Genomic DNA, 722 nt, shown 5'->3' on the forward strand with positions numbered 1-722 from the left:
AAAATGTGGTAGAAAAGTCATTCAATTACCTGCTCATGAAGTAGATTACATTAAAGAGAAAGTCACTCTTGGTTGGACGCCTGACGTCATTATCGGGCGAAAAGAAAGGCTTGTTTCATGCGGTATGAGAACACTTTATCGTTTATTTTCTAAAGGAATATTTGAGATTGACACACTACCGATGAAAGGTAAAAGAAAACCCAATGGCCATCAGGAAAAACGGGGAAAACAACAGTATCAGCGCTCAATCCATGATCGACCTGATAATTATCCTGATTTCAATTCTGAGTTTGGTCACCTTGAAGGTGATACGATCGTTGGCATTCATCATAAAAGTGCCGTCATTACTTTAGTTGAAAGATTATCTAAAGTCATTATCACGATTAAACCCAACGGCCGTAAGGCATTAGATATTGAAACTGCCCTTAATCAATGGTTTTCTCGCTTCCCTAAAAACTTCTTTAAATCTATTACGTTTGACTGTGGAAAAGAATTTTCTAACTGGAAAGCCATTAGTAACCAACATGATATTGATATATATTTTGCGGACCCTGGAACACCTTCTCAACGCCCATTAAACGAGAATTCTAACGGGATTCTGCGTCGTAATGGACTGCCGAAATCAATGGATTTTAGAGAAGTGAATCAGACATTTATTTCCAGTGTCAGCAATCAACGTAATCATATTCCAAGAAAATCATTGAATTACAGAACACCAATCG

At 37.5% G+C, this 722-nt stretch carries 1 protein-coding gene; it reads left to right on the forward strand.

The window, feature by feature from the left end; genetic code table 11:
• A partial coding sequence (locus ACFFUV_RS23475; protein WP_390198363.1) for an IS30-like element IS6770 family transposase occupies positions 1-722 on the forward strand: 722 nt, incomplete at both ends.

Source organism: Vibrio olivae, from assembly GCF_042428525.1.
GTDB classification, from domain to species: Bacteria; Pseudomonadota; Gammaproteobacteria; order Enterobacterales; family Vibrionaceae; genus Vibrio; species Vibrio olivae.